We start from the raw sequence: 7746 nt of genomic DNA, 5'->3' as shown, positions 1-7746 counted from the left end.
CCGGCTCCCAACTGCGGGGTCGGGGCTGCCCACGCGCTGTCCGTCGCGCCGTCGCCGCCGTCCCGGCGTCGGCTCCGGCTTACGGTCGCCGGGCGGAGCCCGGCTCCCAACTGCGGGGTCGGGGCTGCCCACGCGCTGTCCGTCGCGCCGTCGCCGCCGTCCCGGGCCTCCCGCTCGCTCGGATGTCGACTTCGCTTCGCCATCCATGGCTGCGCTCGTCGACATACGCCGGCTCTCGGGGCATGGGCAGCCCCTCCACGCCAGCCCGGAGTCAATGACTTTATTCCCTCGGGCTTCTGCGGAAGTGCCGTTGACCGTCGCGACGGCCGGAACGGATAGTCCCGCCCCGCGCGGCGATGGTTTGCGCCGCTTGCCTCGCCGAGGGAGTGACGTGTGAGCACCGTGCCGCGGCTCGACGACGCCGTACGCCGCGATCGACCCGTGTTCGCTTTGGCACGCCGCTGGTCGTGGCGCGCGACCGTGCCTGGAGTGGCGTCGAGCGTCGCGCTTGCCACGCTGGTCGCCGCGGCGCTGCTGACCCTCGGCAATCCCCCCTATTCCGCCGACTCCTGGTCGTACCTCGACCTCGCGCAGGAGATCGGCACCGACTTCTACCACGTCGACGTCATCCGCCAGTACCAGTTCGAGCCGGGGTACGGGGCGTCTTTTCCGCCGCTCCTGCCGGTGCTCATGGCGGGTGTCCTGGCGCTCGCTCCCGTCGGAATCTATGCCGGCTCGTTCGTCAATCTCGCCGTCGCCGCCGCGACGCTGCCGGTCCTCACCCGGCTGGCCCGGCAGGTCTGCGGCCGGCCGGCCGTCGGGGCCGCGCTGTTCCTGGGGCTCGTCGGCAACCGCGAGTATCTCGTCGAGGTCGTCGCGGGGCGGAGCATTCCGTTGGCGGTGCTCGTGTTTCTCTCCGCTCTGGTCGTGTTTCTCGCCGACCGTGCGCCGCGGCGCGACTGGCTCGTCGGCGTCCTCGCCGGTGCGGTCACGCTCGCGCGTTTCGACTTCCTTCTCGGCGGGATCGCCCTCGGCATCGCCGTCGCCATCGACTCGCCGGGGCGGCGCAGCGCCGCATTCACGCGGTTCCTCGTCGCCTACGCCGCCACGCTCGCTCCCTGGATCGCCTACTCGCTCCATCACTTCGGCCGGGTATTCGTCAGCGACAACACACGGACCGTCCTCCTCGCCGAGCCGAGCCACGTCCTCAACTATTTCCCCGAGCCGATGCCGACGCTGTTCGATGCCCCGGGGGCGTGGTGCAGCAAGTCGCTCGCCCACCTCCGCTTCGTCTGTGGAGAGCGCTTTCCCTTAACGCTCGTCTCGGACCGGATGTTCCTGCTCCTCGTCGCGCTCGCCGCCGGGCTCGCGCTGCGTTACCGGTTCGTGAGTCATGCCGGTGGGGGGAGTGACGGCGGCCGCGGTCTGCCACCGATTGGTTCCTCCGTCGCCGGGCCTTTTGTCCGGCTGCTGCTGCCCGGGCTGGCGCTGGTCGTCGTCCTCGGTTCGGTGGCGCTGACCGGCTACAAACCGCTCCGGTACCACACGCTCGCCGTCGTGTTTGTCGACATCTGCCTGATCGCTTTCGTCGAGCGCCGGTTCGGCTGCCTGGCATCGCCCCGTGCCGATGCCGCCTTGATCGCCGCCGCGTTCCTCGTGGCGGTCGTGCCGACGCTCGTGCAGCATGTCCGTGAGACCGGATTGGTTGCGCCCACGCGCCTCGAGCCGCGCTTGCTCGCGCACCCCGACAACCTCGCTGCTGTCGCGGCGCTCGAAGACCCGGATCACGCGCGGGTGTTGTTTCTCGAGCCGGCGGGGGTGCTGCAGTCGTACCAATTCGGTGCCCAGACCGGCGTCGACACCTACGCCGATCCGCGCAACCTCGACGAGCGCTCGGCTGCCGGGTTCATCGCCCGCTATCGAATCACCCACGTCGTTACCGCCGATCACCGTTGGCGCGAGCGCCTCGGGCGCATCGCCAGGATCGAGCCGGTCGACGAGCGGCTGCACCTCTTCCGGCTCGCGCCGGAGAACCGTGCCGCGGCCTTGGCGGCGCGTGACGACGATCACTGCCCGCCTTCGCGCTGAAGCGTTTTCGCCGGTTCCCGCGGTGCGCCGGCCCGGCCGCCTGCGGGGGCGGCACGGGCCGGAGCACGCCCGGTCAGGCGCCCGCCTTCGGCGTGGCGGCGGGCGCCTCGGCCCGGTCGTCCGCCGACAGCGTCTCGATCACCCGCGCCGACATCGCGTCGGCGAACTGCCCGAGCGAGTCGTCGGCCCCCATCGTCGCCGGCGCGAAGCCGCTCTTCTCGGCGACGAGCAATGCCACCAGTGTGCCGAGCAGGCCCTGCGCCGACTGCGGCGTGGTGCCGTCGCCGCCACTGCTGCCGCCGGTGACGAACAGCCGCTCGGGCACCAGCGGCTGGCTGCTCTCCGACAGTGCCGCGGCCACCTCGGAGAGGGCGTACAGCCGCGGGTCGCCGTAGCTGGCGATCTTCTTGAGCTGGACCGCGGCCTCGCCGAGGCCGACCTGCATCACCCGGCGGCTCTCGCCGCGCCCCTCGAGCTCCTTCTCGCGGCTGGCCGCCTCGGCGAGGAGCACCGTCTGCTCGGCGCGGCGCCGCGACTGGGAGAGCTCCGCCTCGGCCATGACCACCATCTGTTCGGCCGATTTCCGCGCCCTGGCCAGCTCCGCCTCCCCCTTCTGCTCGGCGATCTGCGCCTCGACGCGGGCGTTGGTGAGGTTGGTCTGCATGCTCGCCTGGGCCTGGGCCTCGGCCAGCAGCCGCATCTTCTCCGCCGCCACGCGCTTCCGCTCGAAGGTCTCGAGCTGCTCGACCGACAGCTGCCGCTCGCGGAGCTGGTCGAGGAGGGTCTCGATCTTGCCCGAGTCCTTGCCCGTCTCCGGTTTGCCGATCAGCACGTCGACGCACTCGATGTCGAACTCGTGGAACTTGTCGCGCAGCTCGAGGCGGGCCTCGGCCTGGATCTTGTCGCGGTCGTGGAGCAGCTCGAGCATCGTCTTCTTGTGGGCGATGTCGCGGAAGTAGGCCGACAGCATCGGGTCGAGGGTCTGCGTGATCAGCCGCTGGACGTCGCCGAAGCGCTGGATCACGCTCGGCGCCCGCTGGTAGTCGATGTGGACGACCACCGACAGCGGGAGCGAGGGTTCGTAGGCGTCTTTCGTGACCAGATCGATGCTCTTGAGGCTCTCGTCGTAGCGGTGCGACTCGCTCCGCCCCGTCACCCAGTGGAGGACGAAGTTGGTCGTCGGCACGAGGACGACGTTGCCGGAGTAGGTGTTGAAGGCGTACTTGCCCGGGCCGAGCGTGCGCTCCCAGACACCGCGCTCCCCCTCGGCGACGCGCTCGCCGTGGCGGAACGTCGTCCCCGACACGTCGGCCCCGGTGCGGCCGATGTAGCTGACGACCACGCCCACCGAGCCGATCGGCACGACCGTCTTGGCGATCACCTCGACGGTCGCGAACCAGCGGTTGAGGAAGTACGTGCCGTCGGTCAGCGCCATGTGCTGCCGGCCGCGGCGGCCACCGGCGCGGAGGAAGGCCTCGGGATCCTGGAAGTTGTTGTGGTAGTCGGGATCGGCCAGGTCGCCACCGACCGTCGGGGCGATGATCTCACCGGGGTCCAGCGACGGGCCGTCGTGGACCGTGACGATCGCGATCGAGTCGCCGCCGGTCGGCTGTTCGGCACCCAGCGTCTCGGGGCGTGCCTTGCCGACGACGACCGGGCTGAAGCCGTCGACCGCCTGCAGCTCCTCGAGCCACTTCGCCGTCGCCGCCTACTCCGGCCGGGTGAGCAGCGCACGCAGCGCGAACACGCCGTTGTCGCTGATCACCGTGAACAGCGTTGGATTGATCGCATACACGCCCTCGCGGAGGATCGCCCGCTGCCGGCCGCGCTGGCCGGCTCCACCGGTCGCACCGCCGAGGAACGCCCGGGCGTCTTGGAAGTTGTTGCACCCCACCACGCGGCCGAGTGTCTGCGCGGGGGGAAGCGGCACTCCGTCGCGCGCGAAAACGTAGCCGATGCGCCCCTCGGGAATCGTCACCAGCGGCACCGAATGGATCGCGTACTGCCAGCGCCAGTAGCCGAAGTGGAGGCCACCGCGGAGCACGTCGGAGCGGTAGCCGGCCTCGCTACCGAGCGCCAGGATCCTCCCCTCCGGCACGCTGCCGGCGAGCGACCACCACTTCTCCACCACGCCGATCCGGTCGTTGGGGATCCAGCGAAAACAGAGCCAGAACGCCACCAGCCCGACCGCCAGGCCGACCACCAGCCAGGTCATCAGGGTTAGCTGACGGGCTCGGGCTTGAAAGTACCCGGGGGCACTGATGCCCCTTCGCCCCAGGTGTTCCCGCCACCTCGCAGGAGGTGGTCGAATTCACCGCGTGGTTCCCCCGCCCGCGATCGTTCGATCGCGACTCGGCGACATACTCATCTTACGTCGCGCGGCACGCCGCCGGTTCGATTCGCCATAACACCCTGTGGCCCAACCGCATCGGGCGAGTGGCATGCGGAATGCTCATCCGACGACGTGCTACCGGAGGGGGGCAAAAGGCGTGTGGTACGCTCCGGTCTCCTTCTCCCCCGAGGGCTCGTTCGATGCACCATGCCCGTGCCCGATCACTTCTCGTCGCTGCCGCCACCGCTGGCGCCATGCTGGTGATGCCGGCGCCGCGCGCTGCCGAGCCGGGCAAGCCGCTCGAGGTGCTGTATGTCACCGGCGGCTGTTGCCACGACTACGACGCCCAGAAAGAGCTCATCGTCCGCGGCATGGCGGCGCGGGCCCGGATCCGCACCACGGTCGTCCACGAAGGAGGGACGTCGACGAACCACCCGATCTCGATCTACGACAAGCCCGGCTGGGCGAAGGGCTACGACGTGGTCTTTCACAACGAGTGTTTCTCCGACGTCAAGGATCCGACGTTCCTCGAGAAGATCCTCGCCGAACACAATCAGGGGGTGCCGGCGGTGCTGATGCACTGCGCGATGCACTGCTACCGCGTCGGCAACGACGAGTGGTTCAAGTTCTGCGGGATCACCTCTCCCGGCCACGGCGCCCACTATGCCTACACCTGCCGGCTGCTGGGCAGCCATCCGATCCTCGCCGGGATGCCGCGCGAGTGGGCCGTGCCCAAGGAGGAGCTGTATTACTCCGACAAGGTGTGGCCGACCGCCACGCCGCTCGGCGAGGCGCTGAGCACCGATCGCAACGCCCTCCAGACCTGCATCTGGACCAACCAGTACGGCCCGACCCGCGTGTTTGCCACCACGATCGGCCACTACGCCGAGACGGTGGCGACCGACGAGTTTCTCGGCCTGGTCACCCGCGGCACGCTGTGGGCCGCCGGAAAGCTCCGCGACGACGGCACGCCCGTGGCCGAGGTGGCGCTCGAGCCGGCGGTCGCGGCCCCCTGACGCCCCCGCTCGCGGTCCGTGGTAGCATCGGAGCATACGCTCCGGAGATCCCCGTGGCACGCGCAGCACTGGCCCTCGAGGACGGCACGGTTTACGTCGGCGAGGCCTTCGGCGGCCGCGGCACGGCGTCGGGCGAGGTCTGTTTCAACACCTCGATGACCGGCTACCAGGAGATCCTCACCGACCCCAGCTACCGCGGCCAGATCCTCTGCATGACCGCGCCGCAGATCGGCAACTACGGCGTCAATCCCGCCGACGTCGAGAGCGCCGGCGTGCAGATGGCCGGGTTCGTGGTCCGTGAGGCGAGCCGGATCGCCAGCAACTTCACCGCCACCGGCACGCTCGCGGAGTATCTCGCCGCGGCGGGCACGATCGGCCTGACGGGGATCGACACGCGGGCGCTGGTGCGCCGGCTGCGGATCCGCGGTGCGATGACCGGAGTGATCTCGACCGAAATCACCGACCCGGCCGAGTTGGTCAGGGTCGCGCGCTCGTCGCCGGCGCTGGTCGGCCGCGATCTGGTCGCCGAGGTGATGCCGCGGGCGCGGAGCGAATGGACCGAAGCGCTCGCGTCCGACGCCCGGCCGCTCGTCCAGCCGCTCGCCGGCGGGATCATGCCCGAGGTGCCCGCGGCCGGCGCGCTCAAGCATGTCGTCGCCCTCGACTATGGGATGAAGTGGAATATCGCCCGCCATCTCGCCGACAGCGGCTGCCGTGTAACGGTGATGCCGGGGCGGGCGACGGCCGCCGAGGTGCTGGCGCTGTCCCCCGACGGTGTGTTCCTCTCCAACGGCCCGGGGGATCCCGAGGCGCTCGGGTACTGCGTCGAGACCGTGCGCGGGTTGGTGGGGCAGGTGCCGATCTTCGGGATCTGCCTCGGCCACCAGCTCCTCGGTTTGGCCTGCGGCGGGAAGACGTTCAAGCTCAAGTTCGGCCACCGCGGTGCCAACCAGCCGGTGCTCGACCGGCTGCGCGATCGGGTCGAGATCACGTCGCAAAACCACGGCTTCGCCGTCGACGAGGCGACGCTGCCGGCGGAGCTGGAAGTCACGCACGTCAACCTCAACGACGGCACGGTCGAAGGCCTCCGCCATCGCACGCTGCCCGCGTTCTCGGTGCAGTACCATCCCGAGGCTGCCGCCGGCCCGCACGACGCGGCGCATCTGTTCCGGCGGTTTCACGAGCTGATGGCCTGAGGTGGGCCGACGGGAGGCGTGGCTCGGTCGCGGTGCTGCAGCGCGTTGTTGCGCCTCGGTTCGGACCGGGGTTGGGAGGCGAACCTCGGCTCGGTCGTGGCGAACGCCACAGGGCGAACCTCCGCTCGGGCTCTGCAGAGGGGGCTTCGCGGATCCCTGGGATGGAGTGTGACGGGGCAGCGCCGTGGCGCTGTACCGCGGAGTGACGTGGCTGGCAGCGTGGAGGTTCCGAGGTCGGACGACGCGCGCGGCGCGAAGCTGTGACGACAGCGGGGAATGAACCGTCGCCGGTGCGCGTGCGTATGTCGCTGCCGTGCCTGCGAGGACGGAATAAACGTGCGGAAACGACCGTTTTTTGACTGCCCAGGGGCGTGTGCCATGGTTGGCGTGGAGCCGGGCAGCATCCCGGTTCCTGCCGGTGGGGAGATCCACCGGTCCCAGTCTCTGCCAAGGAGGTCAAAGATGATTCGTACCCGCTTCGTGGGCGGCCTCGCCGTCGCCCTCTGTGTGGCGGTGGCGGCCCTGTCGGGCGACGCGTTCGCCGGCTTCGGCCATCTCCGTCGTCATGCCGTCGATCCGAGCTGCGCCGCTCCCGAGCCGGGCTGCGCCGCCGAGATGCCGATGATGGCGATGGATCCGTCGTGCGGCTTCGAGCCCGACTGCGGGCCGATCAGCGTCTGCCCCACGAACCCCTGCATCAAGTACCGGCACAAACACGCCCACAAGCACCGCCACGGTGCCGGCTGCTGCCCGGAGCCGACCTGGGAGACGGTCCTCACTCCGTGCAGCCCGGAGACGGGCCGATCGGTGAGCGTGCCGGTGTGCCTGCCCGCCAGCTGCCAGGGGTGCCCGTGCGAGACGTCACGCTGCACGCTCCTCGGCTGCGGTCTGGTGAAGTACGACTACGGCTGCGGCTGCAGCGTCCATGTCCGCTTCCAGAAGCACGGTGACATCCTCGTCACCTACATCGGGTTCTGAAGATAGCGCTGAGGGAGCCCTCCATGGCCTCCCTCAGCTTGGGCCGACCGGGGGAAACGCCAAGGGTTTCCCCGGTCGGCGCCGCCGCCTCCCGCGGCGGCCTGGGGATGGCGTGTGTCTGCGACGGGTCGTGAGG

General features: G+C 70.1%; 4 protein-coding genes and 1 pseudogene. 4 read left to right on the top strand and 1 reads right to left on the bottom strand.

Features of this window, described 5'->3' with window-relative positions:
• The first annotated feature begins 393 nt into the window (after positions 1-393).
• Positions 394-2088 (top strand): glycosyltransferase family 39 protein, encoded by a 1695-nt coding sequence (locus FJ309_16845; protein ID MBM3956242.1) that lies wholly within the window; start codon positions 394-396, stop codon positions 2086-2088.
• A 73-nt stretch (positions 2089-2161) separates the two neighbouring features.
• Here FJ309_16845 and FJ309_16840 read toward each other — a convergent pair.
• Positions 2162-4303 (bottom strand): annotated as a pseudogene (locus FJ309_16840) (hypothetical protein).
• Positions 4304-4536: 233 nt separating this feature from the next.
• Between FJ309_16840 and FJ309_16835 the strand changes: the two are divergent.
• The 3 genes from FJ309_16835 (at position 4537) to FJ309_16825 (ending at position 7610) form a co-directional block, all read left to right on the top strand.
• Positions 4537-5436, top strand: coding sequence for a ThuA domain-containing protein (locus FJ309_16835; GenBank protein ID MBM3956241.1), 900 nt, complete (start codon positions 4537-4539; stop codon positions 5434-5436).
• A 53-nt stretch (positions 5437-5489) separates the two neighbouring features.
• Complete coding sequence (carA, locus tag FJ309_16830) at positions 5490-6632, top strand: glutamine-hydrolyzing carbamoyl-phosphate synthase small subunit (GenBank protein MBM3956240.1); 1143 nt, start codon at positions 5490-5492, stop codon at positions 6630-6632.
• Positions 6633-7094: 462 nt separating this feature from the next.
• Entirely contained in the window at positions 7095-7610 is a 516-nt protein-coding gene (locus tag FJ309_16825; GenBank protein MBM3956239.1) for a hypothetical protein, read from the top strand.
• Positions 7611-7746: the final 136 nt, after the last annotated feature.

It is taken from the genome of Planctomycetota bacterium (assembly GCA_016872555.1).
Lineage (GTDB): Bacteria > Planctomycetota > Planctomycetia > Pirellulales > UBA1268 > F1-20-MAGs016.
This window is presented reverse-complemented; position numbering and strand designations above follow the sequence as displayed.